This window comes from Trinickia dinghuensis, assembly GCF_003367175.1.
Lineage (GTDB): Bacteria > Pseudomonadota > Gammaproteobacteria > Burkholderiales > Burkholderiaceae > Trinickia > Trinickia dinghuensis.
Genome location: NZ_QRGA01000006.1, coordinates 255,812 through 274,452, shown reverse-complemented (window position 1 = coordinate 274,452; position 18,641 = coordinate 255,812). Strand labels below are relative to the sequence as shown.

At 63.3% G+C, this 18,641-nt stretch carries 10 protein-coding genes and 1 pseudogene; 7 read left to right on the top strand and 4 right to left on the bottom strand.

Annotated features, from left to right (window positions below):
* Positions 1 to 28 precede the first annotated feature (28 nt).
* Positions 29 to 802, top strand: a complete 774-nt coding sequence (locus tag DWV00_RS11065; protein ID WP_115533617.1) for an SDR family NAD(P)-dependent oxidoreductase — start codon at positions 29 to 31, stop codon at positions 800 to 802.
* Between the two features lie 125 nt (positions 803 to 927).
* On the opposite strand, the gene DWV00_RS11060 is transcribed toward DWV00_RS11065, so the two are convergent.
* Positions 928 to 2,028 (bottom strand): NAD(P)-dependent alcohol dehydrogenase, encoded by a 1,101-nt coding sequence (locus tag DWV00_RS11060; RefSeq protein ID WP_115533616.1) that lies wholly within the window; start codon positions 2,026 to 2,028, stop codon positions 928 to 930.
* Between the two features lie 138 nt (positions 2,029 to 2,166).
* Positions 2,167 to 3,648 (bottom strand): benzaldehyde dehydrogenase, encoded by a 1,482-nt coding sequence (locus tag DWV00_RS11055; RefSeq protein WP_115533615.1) that lies wholly within the window; start codon positions 3,646 to 3,648, stop codon positions 2,167 to 2,169.
* 430 nt (positions 3,649 to 4,078) lie between these two features.
* Between DWV00_RS11055 and DWV00_RS11050 the strand changes: the two genes are divergently transcribed.
* From DWV00_RS11050 to pbpC, 5 genes are all read left to right on the top strand, one after another.
* The gene (locus tag DWV00_RS11050) at positions 4,079 to 5,125 is read left to right on the top strand and encodes an aromatic ring-hydroxylating oxygenase subunit alpha (RefSeq protein ID WP_115533614.1); all 1,047 of its coding nucleotides are present in this window, start codon (positions 4,079 to 4,081) and stop codon (positions 5,123 to 5,125) included.
* An 8-nt stretch (positions 5,126 to 5,133) separates the two neighbouring features.
* Positions 5,134 to 6,078, top strand: a complete 945-nt coding sequence (locus DWV00_RS11045) for a PDR/VanB family oxidoreductase (RefSeq protein WP_115533613.1) — start codon at positions 5,134 to 5,136, stop codon at positions 6,076 to 6,078.
* A gap of 46 nt (positions 6,079 to 6,124) precedes the next feature.
* Entirely contained in the window at positions 6,125 to 6,904 is a 780-nt protein-coding gene (locus DWV00_RS11040; protein ID WP_115533612.1) for a GntR family transcriptional regulator, read from the top strand.
* A 280-nt stretch (positions 6,905 to 7,184) separates the two neighbouring features.
* Entirely contained in the window at positions 7,185 to 13,250 is a 6,066-nt protein-coding gene (locus DWV00_RS11035) for an alpha-2-macroglobulin family protein (protein ID WP_115533885.1), read from the top strand.
* Positions 13,251 to 13,352: 102 nt separating this feature from the next.
* A complete protein-coding gene (gene pbpC, locus DWV00_RS11030) occupies positions 13,353 to 15,770 on the top strand; it encodes a penicillin-binding protein 1C (protein ID WP_245964822.1) in 2,418 nt (805 codons plus the stop codon).
* 638 nt (positions 15,771 to 16,408) lie between these two features.
* On the opposite strand, the pseudogene DWV00_RS11020 reads toward pbpC, so the two are convergent.
* Positions 16,409 to 16,750, bottom strand: a pseudogene (locus DWV00_RS11020) (NAD(P)-binding domain-containing protein); the annotation flags it as partial.
* A gap of 72 nt (positions 16,751 to 16,822) precedes the next feature.
* Positions 16,823 to 17,557, bottom strand: coding sequence for an SDR family NAD(P)-dependent oxidoreductase (locus tag DWV00_RS11015; RefSeq protein ID WP_115533610.1), 735 nt, complete (start codon positions 17,555 to 17,557; stop codon positions 16,823 to 16,825).
* A 106-nt stretch (positions 17,558 to 17,663) separates the two neighbouring features.
* Here DWV00_RS11015 and DWV00_RS11010 point away from each other — a divergent pair, with 106 nt between their 5' ends.
* Positions 17,664 to 18,626 (top strand): LysR family transcriptional regulator, encoded by a 963-nt coding sequence (locus DWV00_RS11010; protein WP_115533609.1) that lies wholly within the window; start codon positions 17,664 to 17,666, stop codon positions 18,624 to 18,626.
* Positions 18,627 to 18,641: the final 15 nt, after the last annotated feature.

Below are 18,641 nucleotides of genomic sequence, written 5' to 3'. Positions count from 1 at the left end.
TCCGGACTCGCAAGCAAAGGAGTAATCGATGCAAACGAAAGGACAAGCGGCGCTCGTGACGGGCGCCGCATCGGGACTCGGCGCTCAGACGGCACGCGCATTGGTAGCGGCGGGCGCACGCGTCACGCTGCTCGACATCAACGAAGCCGCGCTGCATGCGCTCGTGGAAGAACTGGGGCACGGCGTGGCACAGGCGGCGCAGTGCGATATCACGGATGCCGCGTCGGTCGAAGCCGCGCTGGATGCAGGCGAACGCGCGCATGGCGCGGCGCGCATGCTCGTCAATTGCGCGGGTATCGGCGGCGCGAAGCGCCTCGTCGGCCGCGATGGCAGCGCGATGCCGCAGGATGACTTCGCGCGCATCATCAATGTGAATCTGCTCGGCACATTCAATGTCATCCGGCTCGCGGCGGCGCGCATGACGCGTGCCGAACCGTTGGACGACGGCGAGCGTGGCGTCATCGTCTGCACGGCGTCGGTTGCGGCATACGACGGCCAGATCGGGCAGGCGGCCTACGCGGCGTCGAAGGGTGGGCTCGTTTCTCTGACGCTGCCGCTCGCGCGCGATCTCGCGCAATTCGGCGTGCGGGTCGTGACGATCGCGCCGGGGCTGTTTCTGACGCCTTTGCTCTATGCCTTGCCGGAGGAAACCCAGCAGTCGCTTGCGCAATCGATTCCGTTTCCGAAGCGGCTCGGCAAGCCCGAAGAGTTCGCGAACCTTGCATTGCACATCGTCGGCAATGTCGCGCTCAACGGCGAAGTCATTCGGCTCGACGGCGCGTTGAGAATGGCGCCGCGTTGAACCCGCGTTGAACGTATCCAGGCGTAGTTGTACGTCGAAGCGTCCGGCCATTTGTCGTGACGCTAAAAACCCGCCGCGCTATCATGCATTGCGCGGCGGGTTTTTGCTCTTGCTCTTACTTTCTCCTATTGCATCCTCACGATCGGCTTGATCGTCTTCCCTTCGAGCGAATCGGCGATCGCCTCGTTGATTTGATCGAGGGTGTAGAACTTCACCATGCGATCGAACGGAAACATCCCCAACTGATGCAGGCGGATCAGTGTCGGAATGAACGTGTCGGGCGTCGATTCGCCTTCGACGATACCCATCACACGCCGGCCGCCGCTCATGAAGTGCACCGCGTCGAGCGCGATTTCCGTACCGGGTGCCGAGGCGCCGAGTATGCCGCAGGTCCCATGCGGCGCCAGGCTGTCGGCGGCCTGCCGAATGACTTTCGCATTGCCTGTCGTATCGAGCGTGTAATCGACGCCGTAGCCGGTCAGGGCCGTCAAAGCCGCGACGACGTCGTCTCGCGCCGGGTTCAGCGTATGCGTTGCACCGACGCTGCGTGCGAAGTCGAGCCGTGCGTCGTGCAGATCGATCGCTACGATCGTCGTGGCGCCGGCCACGCGCGCGGCCATGACGGCCGACAGCCCGACCGAACCGGTGCCGAATACCGCGAAGGAAGCACCGGCCGGTACACGCAGCGCATTCATGACGGCGCCGGCACCCGTCTGCACGCCGCAGGCGAGCGGGCCGAGCAGCTCGAGCGGGGCGTCGGCCGGCACCTTGACGATGTTGCGTTCGTGGCACAGCGCGTGGGTTGCGAATGACGATTGCCCGAAGAAGTGGCCATGAATTCGCTCGCCGTCCTTCGAGATCGCGCTCGTGCCGTCCGCGCGTGTCGCAAAGAAATTGCGCGGGAAGAACGCGTGGCAATAGCTCTGCGCATGCGCGGCACAGGCCGGGCAGCCGCCGCACGAATCGTAGGTCATGACGACGGCGTCGCCGGGGGCGACTTTACTCACGTTGCGGCCGACACGCTCGACGATCCCGGCACCTTCGTGGCCGAGCACGACGGGATGCGGCGTCGGCAGCAAACCGTCGCGCACGACGACGTCGGTGTGGCAGACGCCGGTGGCCACGACGCGCACGAGGATTTCGTCGTCGCGCGGTTCTTCGAGTTCGAGCATCTCTATCGAAAGCGGGCCGCCTTTTTCGCGCGCCACCGCTGCTTTGATCTTCATTGTTTCGTCTCCAATCCCACTAAGACCGCCAAGACCATCGACACGGTCAATGATGTTCCAGGCCCGCAGTGCTTCGGCGGCGGCGCGCACGCAATGCAATGCGGCGCCCGCGCCGACGCCACCTCGGTTCTGAGCGACTTAAAACGGCGTGCGCTCCGCAGCGCCCTTGACCGTCACCCATTGCCATTGCGTGTATTCCTCGGCATCGGCGGGACCGCCCATGCTGCCGCCGTTGCCGGAATCGCCGCGTCCGCCGAACGGGTTCACGCATTCGTCGGCCACCGTCTGGCCGTTGATGTGCAGCAGGCCGCATTTGAGGCGATCGCCGATTGCCGTCGCGCGGTTCAAGGATGTGCCGATGACGGCGCACGACAAGCCGTACTCGGTGCGGTTCGCGAGTTCGACGGCTTCGTCGTCGCTGTCGAACGGCGTGACGACGGCGACGGGGCCGAAGATCTCCTCGTCGAATGCGCGCATGCCTGGCCGTACGTTCGAGAGCACGGTCGGTTTGTAGAAGAGCCGCTCGTAGGTGCCGCCGGCTTCGAGCACGGCCCCGGCTTGAACCGATGCGCGCACGATCGAATCGACGTTCTGCAACTGCCGCGCGTTGATGAGCGGCCCGATGGCCACCGTGCCGCTGGCCGGGTCTCCGATCGGCAACGTGGTGGCTTTCTCGACGAGGCGCCGGGTCAACTCGGCGGCGATCTTGCGATGCGCGACGATTCGGCCCGTCGCCATGCAGATCTGTCCTTGGTGGAAGAACGCGCCGAATGCAGCGTTGCTGGCGGCGAGGTCGAGATCGGCATCGTCGAGCACGATCAACGTGTTTTTGCCGCCGAGTTCGAGCGATACCTTCTTGAGCAATCGCCCGGCGAGTTCGCCGACCTTGCGGCCGGCGGCGGTCGAGCCCGTGAACGCAATCATCCGGACCTCAGGGGCCTCGACAACAGCCGCGCCTGCATCGGCATCGCCCGGGACGACCTGCAGCACGCCGGGCGGCAACCCCGCCTCTTCGAACGCGCGGGCAATCAAAAAGCCGCCGCTGACCGGCGTTTGCGGATCGGGCTTGAGCACGACGGCGTTACCCAGTGCGAGGGCCGGCGCGACCGAGCGCATCGACAGGATCAGCGGGAAGTTGAACGGCGAAATCACGCCGACAACCCCATGCGGCACGCGCCGCGCGTAACTTGTGCGCCCAACGGTGGATGGAAGAACCAGGCCCTGCGGCTGTAACGGCAGGCCTGCCGCGATATGAAGTTGCGTGGCGGCTTCCGCGACTTCGAGCTGTGCCTTGGCCGGGATGCCACCCGTCTCCCGGGCGACATAGTGCGCCGTGTGCTCGAGATTGCGCTCGAGTGCCGCGGCCGCGCGGCGCATGATCGCGGCTCGGTCGCGCGGGGGCAGTGCGGCCCATGCCGGTTGCGCCGCGGCAGCGGCTTTTGCGGCCCGCGCGACGTCCGCCGCACGGGCCAGCCCGATGTTCGTGAGTCGTTCGCCCGTCGCCGGCTCGGTCACGTCGCGCGTTTCGCCGGCTGTATACCAGCTTCCTTCCGCTCCGCCGAACAAGCGGCCGGTCCAGACGTCTTGATCGATGAGCGGATTGCGTGGGATGTCGGTCATGTCCGATGTCTCCGTGTTTGAAATCGTTCTTGGTTGCCGCCGGGGCGGCTGGTGCTCGGTACGCGACTCACGCCGACATGTCATGCATGGCGCCGTTGCCGCGTGGGTTCGATTGCCGTAAAAAGTTATATCACATAACAAATATGCCGACTATCGATTTTGTCGAGATGGGCGCTTATCCATCATAGGGACGCAATCGAGGCCGTTCGATTCCTAGTTGTTTACCCGAGACACTTCCTTCGGGGCTAGCAATCTTCGCTTCAATGTATACAATCATCGACGTTGAAGGCAAGATGTGATCTCGCGCTGGCGGCATGATGCGCTCGGAAAACTCGGAAATTAACGGTGTTTTTTCCTGGGTTAGGCGTTTGGTGATGTTACATCGGGCACGCTTGCGGATGATTATTGTATACAACTAGGGAGGCGATGGATGTTCTTGAAGAATGCTTGGTATGTGGCATGCACACCGGACGAGATCGCGGAAAAGCCGCTCGGCCGGCGAATTTGCAACGAACGCATGGTTTTCTTTCGCGGGTTGGATGGCGTGGTGTCGGCGCTCGAGGATTTCTGCCCTCATCGCGGCGCGCCGCTCTCGTTAGGTTTCGTCCGCGACGGCCAGTTGGTGTGCGGCTATCACGGCCTCACGGTCGACGTTCAGGGCAAGTGCGCGTCGATGCCTTGTCAGCGGGTGGGCGGCTTCCCGGCGACGCGCCGTTTTCCGGCTGTCGAGCGCTACGGTTTCATTTGGGTCTGGCCGGGGGATGCGGCGCTTGCCGACCCTGAAACGATTCATCCGCTCGAATGGGCCGACAATCCGGAATGGGCGTACGGCGGCGGGCTGTATCACATAGCGTGCGACTATCGGCTCATGATCGACAACCTGATGGACCTCACGCACGAGACTTACGTCCACGCGTCGAGCATCGGGCAGGCGGAGATCGAAGAGTCCGCTCCGCAGACGAAGATCGAAGGCGACACCGTCGTGACGAGCCGCTTCATGGAGAACATCATGCCGCCGCCGTTTTGGGCCGCGGCGCTGCGCGGCAACGCGCTGGCGGACGACGTCCCTTGCGATCGCTGGCAGATCTGCCGCTTCACGCCGCCGAGCCACGTGATGATCGAGGTCGGCGTCGCCCATGCGGGCCACGGTGGATATCACGCCGATGCGCGGCACAAGGCGTCGAGCATCGTCGTCGATTTCATCACGCCCGAGACCGAGACGTCGATCTGGTATTTCTGGGGCATGGCGCGCAATTTTCGTCCCGGCGATGTCGAACTCACGGAGACGATCCGAGAAGGCCAAGGAAAGATTTTTTCCGAAGACCTCGCCATGCTCGAGGCGCAGCAGCGCAATCTGCTCGATTATCCGGAGCGCAATCTCCTGAAGCTGAACATCGATGCCGGCGGCGTGCAGTCGCGCCGGGTGCTCGATCGCCTGATGACGGAAACCCAACCGGCCCTCGGCGCCGCTTCGTGAGATCGACCATGCAAGTCAAAATCGCCCGAAAATTCGCCGTGGCCACCGATATCTGCGCGTTCGAGCTCGTCCGGCCCGACGGTGGGGCGCTGCCCGCATTCTCGGCCGGCGCGCATATCGACGTCGTGCTTCGCGATGGGCTCGTGCGGCAGTATTCGCTTTGCAACGATCCGCGCGAATCGCATCGCTATTTGATCGCCGTGCTGCGCGATGCCGACTCGCGCGGCGGATCGGTTGCAATGCATGCCCTGGAGGAGGGTGGCTTGCTCGAAGTCGGCGAGCCGAAGAATCACTTTCCGCTGCACGCGCAGGCGCGGCATTCTCTGCTGCTGGCCGGCGGCATCGGTGTGACACCGATCATATCGATGGCCGAGGCCCTCGATCGTGATGGTGCATCGTTCGAGATGCACTATTGCACGCGCAGCGCTGCACGTACCGCGTTCCGCGATCGGCTCGCCGAGCCGCGGTTTTCGGATCGGGTTCATCTATACTTCGATGACGCTGGAGATGGCGAGCGGTTGCGGCTCGACGTATTGCTCGCGCAAGTTCGTGCCGATACCCATCTGTATGTCTGCGGCCCGTCGGGTTTCATCGCCGCTGCGATGGATGCTGCCAAAGCCGCGGGCTGGGACGATGCGAATGTGCACCGCGAGTTCTTCGCCGCGACGCCCACGCAAGAGGGCGGTGGGGCGTTTCAGGTAAAGCTGTCCAGCACCGGCAAAGTGATCGATGTCGCGCCTGGCGTGACCGTGGTCGCGGCGCTCGCACAGGCAGGCATCGACGTGCCGACTTCATGCGAGCAAGGCGTCTGTGGCACGTGTCTGACGCGAGTGTTGTCGGGCGAGCCCGATCATCGCGACGTCTATTTGATGGACGAAGAGAAGGCGGCCAACGATCAGTTTTTGCCGTGCTGCTCACGGTCGAAATCGCCGATGCTCGTGCTGGATCTATAAAGACAGCAAGGCGAGCGCGGAGCAAAAGATAAGCAAGAGGATTGGGATGGAGTCATTCGACGGAACGTCGAACGATGCGGCCGCATCGTCCGGTGCGTCGCAAACGGTCAAGGCGCAACTGGGGCTGCGCGAGCTGATTCTCGCGGGCGAGGTTGCGCCGGGCGCGCGTATCACCGAACTTTGGGCCGTGGACCGCCTCGGCATGTCGCGCACACCGGTGCGCGCCGCGCTCATGCGGCTGCAGGACGAAGGGCTGCTCGATGCCGTGCCGTCGGGCGGCTATTCCGTACGCTCGTTCAGCAGCGCCGAAATCTACGACGCAATCGAGTTGCGCGGCACGCTGGAGGGGATGGCGGCGCGGCTTGCCGCCGAACGGGGCGTAGCGCAGCCCTTGATGACCGAGCTGTACGAATGCGTGGACGAAATCGACGCACTGCTCGCTTCGCCGAAGCTGGGCGAGGCGAAGTTTTCGCGTTACGTCGAAGTCAACGAGCGGTTTCATCGTTTGCTCGCATCGGCCTGCAACAGCAGCGTCGTCGAGCGCCAACTTGCCAAGGCGATGGCATTGCCGTTCGCGTCGCCGAGCGGATTCGTCGAGGTACAGTCGGTCGCGCGCGATGCCTATCAAGTGCTGGTCGTGGCGCAGGCGCAGCATCGCGCGGTGCTCGATGCAATCGAGCGCCGCGAAGGGGGGCGTGCGGAAGCGTTGATGCGCGAGCATTCAAGGATCGCACAACGCAACCTCGAAAATGCGTTGAAGAGCCAAGCGGCGCGCTCGCGCCTATTCGGTGCCAAGCTCATTCGCTCGGATGAGGCTTCCGAATGAAGGCTTTTTAACCCCTATCGCAACGCAAATAAACAATCCGGATCTCGCGCTTGTTCTAGTCATGCCTTATATGGCATGATCCCGACGAGTTTTATCCCGCTCTATCTATTTCCAATGGCATCGCGCGCGCGTTGAGAGGCGCAAACGTAGAGCCGCCAATGCTTTGCGGCAAAAGGGGCGTGTGCCAGGGGTGGCAGCACGCGGACGAATTCGACGGTAATAACAAACGTTAAAAGAATCGAGGGTAAGGGGCTGTGCGCTTATCCCCGAGATGAAAAGCATGGGCCTCCTGAGATATCTGCTTCTTCTGCCGCTGCGCGTCGCGCGCGGCTTGCTCCGCTTCCTGGCGCTCGTCCTGCGTCCGATATTCGGCACCGTTTCTTGGTCCGCGCCGGCATGGGCTCCGGCCACGGGCGCCGCGATCCGCCGCCGGCCGCGGCAATTCGCGTTCGGCACGCTGGCCGCGGTGGCGCTCGTCGCGGCGGCATGGGGCGGCGGGTACTGGTACGTGCATCGTCCGAAGGCGCCCGAGCCCGAGCGCATCACCTTCCAGGTCAAAGCACCGCCCGTCACGAGCTACGTGCAGTCGGACGGCACCCCGAAGATCACGATTCATCCGCTGGAAATCGATCTCTCGCACTCGGGCGCGCCGATCGAATTGGTGGGCAAGACGGTCACCAAAGGCATCGTCATGAAGCCCGCGTTGAAGGGCGAATGGACTTGGGCGGACGATCGCACGCTGCGCTTCATGCCCGCTGCCGATTGGCCCATCGGCACGCATTTCGAAGTGAACTTCGACGTAAAGCAGGCTTTCGCGCCCCATGTACTGATGGCGGACGATCATATCGCTTTCGATACCGCGCCGTTCATCGCGCAGGCGGCCGACGCGGAGTTCTATCAGGATCCGCAGAACGCCACGGCGAAGAAAACCATCATGCCGGTGCGCTTCAACTACCCGGTCGACACGGCGCAGTTCGAAAAGCGAATCTCCCTCGCAATGGCGGGAACCGACGGCAAGTTCAATACACCGTTGAAGTTTTCCGTGGTTTACGACGCCACGAAGCTGACCGCATGGGTCCATTCGCAGCCGCTCGACCTGCCCCGAGACGACGGCTCGGTGCAACTGACGCTCGATAGCGGCGTACGCAGTTCGCGCGGCGGCGCGGGCACCAAGGATCCGTTGACGTCGGTGGTGCGCGTGCCGGGTCTGTACAGCCTCTCGGTGAAAAGCGTGAGCCCGACGCTCGTCGACAACGACCACTACGAGCCGGAACAGGTGCTCGTCACCGAGATCAGCGGCGCGGTGCGCGGCAGCGATCTTGGCAATGTGATCAAAGCGTGGGTGCTGCCGAAGCGAAAGCCGGGCGTCGATCAAAACGACGATGATCCGCCCTACGAATGGGATACGGCGGACGTCAGCGAAACCGTGCTGCGGCAATCGAAACCGCTCAGCCTCGAACTTGTCCCGACCGAGAACGAATTCGCCGAACTGCAGAGCTTCAAGTTCCACGCGGATCCGGGACAGCGCGTTTACGTGCGGATTGCGTCCGGTCTGAAGTCGTTCGGCGGCTACGTGCTCGGCAAGTCCACGGTTCAGACTTTCACCGTGCCCGACTATCCGAAGCTGTTGCGTTTCATGGCGGACGGCTCGCTGCTGTCGATGAGCGGCAGCAAGCGGATTTCGGTCGTGTCGCGCAACTTGCCGGGCATGAAGCTGGAGATTGGCCGCGTGCTGCCGGATCAACTGCAGCATTTGGTGAGCTTCAATCAGGGCACGTATACCCAGCCGGACCTCGGCTATAACTTCAGCGAAGATCATATCGTCGAGCGTTTCGAGAGCAAGCGCGTGTTCCCGAAGGCCGGCCCCGGCGAGGCGCACTACGAGGGCGTGGATCTCGGCCAGTATCTGAAGGACGGGAAACGCGGTGTATTCCTGCTGCATTTGTCGGCCTACGATCCGGTCGCGGAAAAGAAAAAGGCCGACAAGGCGGCACAGGCTGCTGCTGACGGTAATGGCAACGACAACGCCGACGACGGCAACAACGGCGGCGACGACGCGAGCAACGGCGACAGCAACGACAACGACGCATCGCCCACCGACACCCGCATGATCGTCGTGACGGATCTCGGCATGCTGGTCAAGCGCGCGCTCGACGGCAGCCAGGACGTGTTCGTGCAGTCGATCCATACCGGGCAGCCGGTAGGCGGCGCGACGGTATCGGTGCTCGCGCTGAACGGCCAGACCCTTTACACGCAGGACACGACGGCCGACGGGGTCGTGCATTTCCCGACGTTCAAGGGCTTGGACCACGAGAAGAAACCGATGCTGTACGTGGTGAAGAAGGACGACGACCTGTCGTTCCTGCCCGTGGGCGGCCAAGATCGCCAGCTCGACTTCTCGCGCTTCGACGTGGGCGGCGAGCGCAATCCGACGAGCGAGGGCCAACTGTCCGCGTATCTGTTCTCGGACCGCGGCATTTATCGCCCGGGCGATCTGTTCCATATCGGCCTGATCGTTCGCGCGGCAAGCTGGTCGCGCAGCCCGTCGGGCGTGCCGCTGCAGGCGGAAGTCGTGGATCCGCGCGGCATCACGGTCAAGCGCATGCCGGTCTCGGTCGACGATTCCGGTTTCAGCGAAGTGTCGTATACGCCGTCGGAGACGGCGCCGACGGGCACGTGGACGGTCAATCTCTACATCGTCAAGAACGGCAAGACCGATGCGCCGATCGGCTCGACCACGGTACAGGTGAAGGAGTTTCTGCCGGATCGCATGAAGGTCGAGGCGAAGCTGTCGCAGCAAGTGGCCGAAGGCTGGGTCAAACCCGATCAGCTGACGGGCATCGTCGATGCACAGAACCTGTTCGGCACGCCCGCGGCGGACCGGCGCGTCGAGGCGTCGCTGACGCTGCGCCCCGTGTGGCCGCAATTCCATAGCTGGCAGGACTATCACTTCTTCGACGTCCGGCGCGCGCAGGAGGGCTATACGACCAACCTGCAAGACGGCAAGACCGACGAGAAGGGCCACGCCCAGTTCGATCTCGATCTGAAGAAGTACGCGGACGCGACCTACCAGTTGTATTTCCTGGCGAAGGCCTATGAGCCCGAGGGTGGGCGCAGCGTGGCGGCGAGCGCGCAGACGCTCGTGTCCAACGACGACTGGCTCGTCGGCTACAAATCGATCGACGATCTGTCCTACGTGCAGCGCGGCAGCCCGCGCACCGTTCGCTTCGTGGCGATCGATCCGCAGGCCAAGGCGATGGAACTGAAGGGCCTGACGGCGCAGCTTGTTGAGCGCCGCTATGTCTCGGTGCTGACCAAGCAGGATTCGGGCGTCTACAAGTACGACTCGCGCCTGAAGGAAATCCCCATCAGCGAGAATCCGCTGACGATCCCGGCCGCGGGGCTTCAATACACACTGCCGACCGACAAGCCGGGCAACTACGCAGTGGTGATCCGCCGCGCGGACCGCACGGAAGTGAACCGCGTCGAATACTCGGTGGCGGGCGATGCGAACGTCTCCCGTTCGCTGGATCGCAACGCCGAATTGCAGATCAACCTGAGCAAGCACGACTACGCGCCGGGCGAACCGGTGGAGATCGCGATCCGCGCACCCTATGCGGGCAGCGGCCTGATCACGATCGAGCGCGACAAGGTGTACGCGCACGCATGGTTCCATTCCGATACGACGAGTTCCGTTCAGCACATCACGGTGCCGGCCGGCTTCGAAGGCAACGGCTACATCAACGTGCAGTACATTCGCGACCCGTCGTCCGACGAGGTTTTCATGAGCCCGCTGAGCTACGGCGTCGTGCCGTTCTCGGTGAGCATGGACGCGCGGCGCAATGCGCTGACGCTCGATGCGCCGCCCCTCGTGAAGCCGGGGCAGACGGTGACGTTCAAGCTGCACGCCGCGCATCCGACGAAGGCGGTGGTGTTCGCCGTCGACGAAGGCATCCTGCAGGTGGGGCGCTACAAGCTGGGCGATCCGCTGCAGTACTTCTTCCGCAAGCGCATGCTTGAAGTGGGGACGTCGCAGATCCTCGATCTGATTTTGCCCGAGTTCGAAAAGCTGATGCAGATGGCGGCGCCGGGCGGCGATGCGGACGACGCGATCGGCAGCCAGCTCAATCCGTTCAAGCGCAAACGCGACAAGCCGGTGGTGTACTGGTCCGGCATCGTCGATGTCGACGGCGAGAAGGACGTTACCTATACGGTACCGGACTACTTCAACGGGAAGCTGCGGGTGATGGCGGTGGCGGTGTCGCCGGACCAGGTGGGCACGGTCACGTCGAGCACCACGGTGCGGGGTGATTTCGTGCTGTCGCCGAACGTGCCGACCACGCTCGCGCCCGGCGACGAAGCCGAGGTCAGCGTTGGCGTGGCCAACAACCTGACAGGCCAAGGCGACAAGCCGATCCCGGTGACGGTGGCTTTGAAGACCGGCCCGCAGTTGCAGGTGATCGGCAATGCTTCGCAGCAGTTGAATCTGGCATCGATGCGCGAAGGAGCGGCGTTGTTCCACGTCAAGGCGACGGGCACGCTCGGGTCGGGCACTTTGACCTTCAGCGCCCGCTATGGCGGCAAGTCGGCGACGCAGAGCATTGACCTGTCCGTGCGTCCTGCCGCCGCGTATCGCACGCAGGTGGATATTGCGCGGGTGGGCGCGAACAGCAACGCGGACGTGTCGGGATTGCGCTCGATGTACGACGCGTATGCTTCGCGCGATGCGAATTTCTCGACCATACCGGTGGTGCTGTCGCAAGGGCTGACGTCGTGGCTCGTCAACGCGCAGAACTACTGCAGCGAGCAGCTTGTCAGCGAGGCGATGCCGAGACTGATTGCCACGAAGTGGCCGGCGGTTCCGGCGCTCACGCGTGCGTTGCAGCCGGCGGGCGGCGCCGCAACGCAGAGCAACGATCAGGCGCTCGCGCAGATGCTCGACGTGCTGCGTTCGCGGCAGAACAGCGACGGCGGTTTCGGCGTATGGACGGCCACGCCCGATGCGGATCCGTTCATTTCCGCCTACGCGATGCACTTCCTGCTGGAAGCGCGCGACCGCGGCGTGGCGGTGCCGAAGGACATGCTCGACGCGGGCAACCAGTATCTGCATCACCTGGCGAGCGACGACAGTTTGGATACGCTCGACGAGCTGCGCCAGCGGGCCTATGCGGTCTATCTGCTGACGCGCGAGGGGAACGTGACGACGAACGATCTGGCTGCGGTGCAGAAGCGCCTGCAGCAGGCGTTCCCGAACGACTGGAAGAACGACCTCGCGGCGGCGTGGCTCGCGGCGGCCTACGAGTTGCTGCAGCAGGACAAGGAAGCCACGACGCTGATTGCCGGGCCGCAGCGCGCGCTCGAAGGCAAGCAGGACGACAAGAACTTCGTCTACGGCTACTACAGCGATCCGTTGACGCGCGATGCGAGCGTGCTCTATCTGCTGGCGAAGTATTTCCCCGATCGTGCCAAGGCGCTGTCGCCTCAGGTCATGGAAAACATCGCCGGGCCGCTCTCGCGCAACGAGTTCAATACGTTGTCCGCGTCGATGACGGTGCTCGCGCTCGATGCCTATGCAAGCTTGAACGCGACCGGTTTGGACAAGCTTGCAATCGACGAGGTGCATGCGGACGGCAGCGTCAAGCCGATCTCGTCGTTGCAGGCCAACTTGCTGCAATCCGGTAGCTGGAGCGCGGCGGCGGCGAAGCTGCGGTTCGTGAACGGCAGCGGCATGCCGGCATGGCGGGTGACGAGCCAGTCGGGCTACGACCGCGGCGTGCCCGACAAGGCGATCAAGGATGGCCTCGAGATCGTGCGCGACTACACGGATGCCAACGGCAAGCCGCTCGACAAGATCACGGTCGGCGAGGAGATCGAGGTCCACGTCAAGATTCGCGCGACGGGGGAGCAGGCCGTGGGCAATGTCGCGATCGTCGATCTGCTGCCGGGTGGCTTTGACCCGGTGATCGAGCCGCCGCCGGCCCCGAGCCCATCGGACGACAGCGGTAACGGACAGGGTGGGCAGGGCGACCAGTCGGCCGATCAGTCCGGCGACCAGTCGAACCAAGACGGCGACAACGGAAGTAGCGGCGCGCAGAGCCCGCAGTGGCGTTCGCCGATCGGCTTGTCGACCTCGACGTGGCAGCCCGAGTATGCGGACATTCGAGAAGATCGCGTCGTGATTTACGGCACCGCGACGCCTGACGTGAAGGAGTTCGTGTATCGCATCCGGGCCGGAAACGCAGGCAAGTACATCGTCCCGCCGGCCTTCGGCGAGTCGATGTACGATCGCCGCATTCAGGCACGCTCGCCGAGCGGCGCTACGCTCACAGTGGAGCGTCCACAGTAATTCCGCGCCGGGTCACACGTCTATCGTTCGTGCTCGATGACGTGTCGCCCGGCGGGCCTCTGCTTCCGTTTCCGCTTCCGCACTTCCGCTTATTTCCTTATCGTGGTTTCAATCCGGTCCTTACGGTCTTTACTGCTGGCGTGCGGCAATTGGCTCCGGCGCCTGCAGAACTGGCTCGTCGGCGCGCTGCTCGTCGTCGGTGTCCTGGTTGCGTGCCGCCTATGGCCGCATCCGCCGCTGCGCGACTGGAAGCCGTCTTCCACGGCGGTGTATGACGACCGCGGCCGGCTGCTGCGCCTGACCCTCGCGAGCGACGACCGCTTCCGCCTGTGGGTACCGCTCGAGGACATGTCGCCGCAACTCGTCGATGCCGTGCTGTTGCACGAAGATCGGTGGTTTCGCTGGCACCCCGGATTCAATCCTTACGGGCTTGCGCGTGGCGCGTGGGTGACTTATGTGAGGCATGGCAATCCGCAGGGCGGGTCGACCATTACCATGCAACTCGCGCGCTCGCTCTGGCATCTCGGTACGCGTACGCCGTGGGGCAAGCTCGAGCAAGTGGCTCGCGCGGTCCAGTTGGAACTGTTCTATTCGAAGAAACAGATTCTCGAGGCCTATCTGAACGATGCGCCGTATGGCCGCAACGTCGAAGGCGCGGGCGCGGCGAGCATTGCGTATTTCAACTGTCCGGTGGGCGCGCTGAGCTTGCCGGAGGCGCTGGCGCTGGCTGTGATTCCGCAGGACCCGACCCATCGTTTGCCGAGCGTTCCTGCCAAAGAGGCCTCCGGCGCGGGTACCGAAACCGTGATCAACCATGCGCTTACCGTCGCGCGCAACCGCCTTTACGTGCGCTGGCTGGTGAGTCATCCGCGGGATGCTGCGTTGCGGCCTTTGTTCGCGCTGCCGTTGAGTATCCGGCCGCTGTCGGCGCTGCCGTTCGAAGCGCCGCACGCGGTCGATCAGGTGCTGACGGCGCTGCGGATGGACGGCGCCGACCACGAATCGCGCGTGCGAACGACGCTGGATCTGCGGCTTCAGCACGTTCTCGAGCGTGAGGTCACGCGCTTCGTGGCTCGCAATAACAACATCGGCATTCGCAATGCATCGGCCATACTCGTCGATACGCGCGACATGGGCATCAAGGCGCTGGTGGGCTCGGCGGATTATTTCAATCGCCCGATCCACGGGCAGGTGAACGGCACGTTGGCGCGGCGCTCGCCGGGGTCGACGCTCAAGCCGTTCATCTATGGGCTGGGTTTCGATCAGGGCGTGCTGCATCCGCAAACCGTGCTGCGCGACGTGCCCACTTCATTTGGGCCTTATGCGCCCGAGAATTTCGACGGCCACTTCCTTGGGCCTATCACGGCGACCGATGCGCTGAACCGGAGCCGCAACGTGCCGGCCGTGTGGGTCGCGTCTCAGTTGCATAACCCCGATCTTTATCAGTTCCTGCAGGAAGCGGGCATCGGCCATATGGCGAGTGAGCAGCACTATGGACTCGCACTGGTGTTGGGCGGGGGCGAAGTGTCGATGCAGGAGCTTGCTTCGCTCTATGCGATGCTGGCCAATCGCGGCTTGCTCGAACCGTTGCGGCTGCGCGCGAGCGATCCGCGCTCGCGCGGTATTCGCCTGCTGAGCGACGAGGCCAGTTTTATGGTCATGGACATTCTGCGGCAGCATCTGCGGCCGGACGAGACCACCGGCGCGCAGCCGTCGCATTTGCCCGTGTATTGGAAGACGGGTACGTCTTGGGCGTTTCGCGATGCGTGGACGGCCGGCGTATTCGGTCCGTACGTGCTCGTGGTGTGGGTCGGCAACTTCGATAGCACCGGCAATCCGGCCTTCGTCGGCGTGGAGGCGGGGGCGCCGCTGTTCTTTCAGATCGTCGATGGGCTTGAAGCCGAGTTTCCGCAACTGGCCGAACCGCCGCGGCCTAAACCTAAGAATCTCAAACGCGTGCAGATCTGTCTGGCGAGCGGGGATTTGCCGAACCAGTGGTGCCCGCAACGCGGATGGACCTGGTTCATTCCGGGCAAGTCGCCGATTCGCGTGAGCAATGTGCATCGTCCTTTGGTGATCGACGATGCGACTGGCTTGCCTGCGTGTCCTCCTTATGAAGGCAAGCACACGCACGAAGAGGTGTACGAGTTCTGGTCATCGGATCTGCAGCAGGTGTTCGCGCAAGCGGGGATTCCGCGCCGCAAGCCGCCGGTCAATCCGGAATGCCGCAATGCCGGCACGCCGGACGGCAGTCCGCCGCAAATTACGTCGCCGGTGTTCGGCAGCGTTTATACGATGCGGCTCACGCAGCCGGACAAGCAGCGGATCGCGTTCAGCGCGACGACGGATGCGGACGCGCACGCACTGTACTGGTTCGTCAACGATGCGTATGTGGGACGGAGTGCTCCCGGCACCGCGCTGTATTGGAAACCGGGCGCTGCGGGTAATTACAACGTGCGGGCGATCGACGATCATGGGCGAGTCGATCAACGCGCGTTGCAGGTGAGTTTGGTCGAGTAGGTGGGGGGCGAACCGATGTCGATCAGTCCTAGGCGTCAAGTCGTTGGCGAGCTTGCCTCGAGATCGAGCGAAGCATCACGCTGCGGCAGGGCGACATCCTCGGCCATCCGTGCACGCTGCGCGCTCGGTACAGCGATGGGGCGGTTCAAATAGCCCTTCGAGTTGCGAATTCGCGATCCAGGCGTCCAACATCGTCGTCGTGGGATTCGCGAGAATAGCGAGACGAAGACCCTGCTGTTTCATGTCCGTAAGCGCTGGGAGCGCATCGGGCCACGCCTTGACGCCAAGCCATGCCTGCATCAAGCGATCGCTTTTTTCCGGCGTCAGATTGAGCTTGACGAATTGAGCCGCAAAGCGAAGCGCATCCTCCGTAACGTGCCAGAAGTCGACATAGGTTCGCGTCAACGTACGGAGCCACGTGTACTCGAATTGCCGGGTGCGCCAGGCAACAATCAGTTCCTTCCCCTTGCTTGGAAATAGCTGTTCTGCAAGCTCCCCAACGGGCCGCGGATCGAAAAGCGTGAACGCGTCGAACGCAACAGCACCTAGACGCCCCCGCCGCCGAGGTCTCGCACGTCGATGCGCGTTTCATCGCCGATCCGCGGCGCGGACGCCGATATATCGACAGTGGAAGTTCATCAATCGAACTTGACCAAGTCTTTGAAGATCAGTTGACCCCAGCTTTTTCCGCACCCCTGCACAAGCAGTCCACCTTCCCCAAGCCCGCCAAGCTTGATCGGCGAGAAACCGAGATCTTCCGCAAGCGCACCGATCTCCGCTGCTGCGTTGTCATCGTCGCTCGTCAGGAACACGACTCTCCTGCCGCCATGAACGGCTGGGTCTTGGGCAAGGACCGCGGCGGCCAAATGATTGAAGCCTTTAACCAGCTTTCCGCCGGTGAAGGCCCGCGCGACGAACTTGGCCGAAGGTTGTCCGCCCAGTTCCTCGGGCGGCACGCCGTAGGCATTGGTCACATCGACGAATTCTCCTTAGGTTGACCACGCCCCGCGGGCTCCGGATGTCGAATGGAGCGACCGGCAGGGCGTAGCGCGTCAGATTTGCGCTAGGCCGCCGTCGACGGCGACCTCGCTGGCGGTCATGAAGCTGCTGTCCGGCGATGCGAGAAAGGCAGCCACAGCGCCGATCTCCGCCGGATCGGCCATGCGCTTGAGCGGATTGAGCGAGGCGAAGACCTTCATGCCTTCCTCGCCTAGCGCTTCCACCGCGAGTTCGGTTGCCGTCGGCCCGGGCGACAGCACGTTCACCCGAATGCCGGTGCCCTTCAGGTCCTCCGCCCAGGTCCGCGCGAGGTTGCGCACCGCTGCCTTGCTGGCGCTATAGGCGCTGAACGCCGGGGCGCCCGTGGTGCCGGCGCTCGATCCGGTCAAGATGATCGAACCGCCCTTGCCCATCAGCGGTAGCGCCTTCTGGACCGTGAAGATCGAACCTTTCACATTGGTGTCGAAGATTTCGTCAATGTGCTCGGCGGTGATCTTGCCGAGTGGCAGCTGGCTTCCCGCACCGGCATTGGCGAAGACGATGTCGAGGGTTCCGCGCTCGGATTTCACCGCCGCATAGAGCCGGTCGAGGTCGGCCGGATCGGAGACCGAGCCCTTTACCGCGCGGGCATTGGGCCCAAGGTTGGCCAGAGCGGCGTCGAGCGCTTCCTGCCGGCGGCCGAAGATGAAGACGAAGGCGCCCTCATCGATGAAGCGCTTTGCCGCTGCGCGGCCGATGCCGGTAGCGCCGCCGGTGATCACGGCGGTCTTTCCATTCAGTCTGTTCATGTCATGCATCCTTCGAAACAAAAGCGACAAACACCATTCTGGAGCGCTTGCTTCATGAAGCCAATTGACTAAATATCTATAAGTACCATCTACTTTTTGGATATCCATGCTCGACAACGTCACCATCAATCAACTCCGGGCTTTCGTCGCCGTATGTGACCAAGGAAGTTTTTCGGGGGCTGCACGGGAGCTGAAGCGTGCACCGTCGGCGATCAGTCACGCGATCAACGCGCTCGAGAGTGCCTTTGATGTGGTGCTGTTCGAGCGCAACACGCGCAAAGCGACGCTGACGGCCGCGGGCCGCAGCCTCCTGCCCGATGCTCGTGGGGTGATCTCACGCACCGAGGAAATGAAGATGCGCGCGGTTTCGATTGCCGAAGCCGGGGTCCCACAGGTCTCGATCGCCGTGGATACCTATTTTCCGCGTGCGCACCTGATTGAATGCCTGCGCACCCTGCAGTCGGACTTTCCGACGGTTGCAATCAATCTGCGTATGACGACCATGCCAGACGGGGAGCGTTTGGTTCTTGAAGGCACGTGTGGATTGGCGGTGACGATCATGGATGTGCCGGAGCTGAGCCCCGCTACCGTAGAAAGGCAGCATTTATGCGAAGCGCAAATGGTGACTGTCTGTGCGCCATCGCATCCGCTGGCCGCAATCGCGGGGCCGATCCCGCGGGAGGAATTTGGCCGGCACATCCAGCTCGTCGTAACCGACAATCAGCCCGATGCGGAAAAGACCCAACAGGGGGTTGCCAGTGAGCGCCAGTGGCGGGTGAATGACCTCGGCGCGAAGCATGATCTGCTCAGGGGGAGCTTGTGCTGGGGGCACATGCCGCATCATCTGGTGGCGGAAGACCTCGCGAGTGGAGCACTTGTCGAACTCCAAAGGCGCGCTTGGCACATGCGCCCGCTCACCTTCATGGTCTCGCAGCGGCGTGGGTATGCGTATTCCGCATGCGAGACACGGCTGATCGAGCTCCTTGCCAATCCTCGGCGCTTGCCAAAGGCTGCCGGCCAGCGCTCTGTCTCACGCAAAGGCAAAGACAAACACAAACACAAACACTGATAGCACGAACACTAG

What these genes read in the sequence shown, in the direction of transcription:
- DWV00_RS11040 (WP_115533612.1), top strand. Translation starts at nt 6,125, where the DNA reads ATGGAGTCATTCGACGGAACGTCGAACGATGCGGCCGCATCGTCCGGT.
- DWV00_RS11045 (WP_115533613.1), top strand. Translation starts at nt 5,134, where the DNA reads ATGCAAGTCAAAATCGCCCGAAAATTCGCCGTGGCCACCGATATCTGC.
- DWV00_RS11050 (WP_115533614.1), top strand. Translation starts at nt 4,079, where the DNA reads ATGTTCTTGAAGAATGCTTGGTATGTGGCATGCACACCGGACGAGATC.
- DWV00_RS11060 (WP_115533616.1), bottom strand. Translation starts at nt 2,028, where the DNA reads ATGAAGATCAAAGCAGCGGTGGCGCGCGAAAAAGGCGGCCCGCTTTCG.
- DWV00_RS11065 (WP_115533617.1), top strand. Translation starts at nt 29, where the DNA reads ATGCAAACGAAAGGACAAGCGGCGCTCGTGACGGGCGCCGCATCGGGA.
- DWV00_RS11035 (WP_115533885.1), top strand. Translation starts at nt 7,185, where the DNA reads ATGGGCCTCCTGAGATATCTGCTTCTTCTGCCGCTGCGCGTCGCGCGC.
- DWV00_RS11010 (WP_115533609.1), top strand. Translation starts at nt 17,664, where the DNA reads ATGCTCGACAACGTCACCATCAATCAACTCCGGGCTTTCGTCGCCGTA.
- DWV00_RS11015 (WP_115533610.1), bottom strand. Translation starts at nt 17,557, where the DNA reads ATGAACAGACTGAATGGAAAGACCGCCGTGATCACCGGCGGCGCTACC.
- DWV00_RS11055 (WP_115533615.1), bottom strand. Translation starts at nt 3,648, where the DNA reads ATGACCGACATCCCACGCAATCCGCTCATCGATCAAGACGTCTGGACC.